The sequence below is a fragment of the Halalkalibacter lacteus genome, from assembly GCF_036663595.1.
Taxonomy (GTDB): Bacteria; Bacillota; Bacilli; order Bacillales; family Bacillaceae_D; genus Halalkalibacter; species Halalkalibacter lacteus.
Map to the genome: position 1 here is coordinate 1 of NZ_JAWRVL010000344.1, position 251 is coordinate 251.

At 31.9% G+C, this 251-nt stretch carries 1 protein-coding gene; it reads left to right on the forward strand.

Features of this window, described 5'->3' with window-relative positions; all coding sequences use genetic code 11:
• Positions 1-228, forward strand: a 228-nt coding sequence (locus SAZ04_RS22595; protein WP_332699951.1) for a hypothetical protein, incomplete at its 5' end; no start/stop codon positions are given.
• Positions 229-251 lie beyond the last annotated feature (23 nt).

The window sequence follows — 251 nt, forward strand, 5'->3', positions numbered from 1 at the left end:
CGTATGAAAGATTTGAATGCAGATATTTTAGCCAAAAGTCACAAATCTCTTGAACATCTTCGACAAGAACATGAAGAGACTACTCAAAGGAATGAAAACGAAAGAAGTGAAATGAATCATTTTCTTCTTCGAGTGTTGGACATTCTCACTGGACAAAAAGCTTATATCCAAGAAAATCTCAAAACTCTTAACAAAGTTTTCGATCGTCATTTGGAGAATTTGTCATAATAAATTTGTAAAAAAGGAGTTTT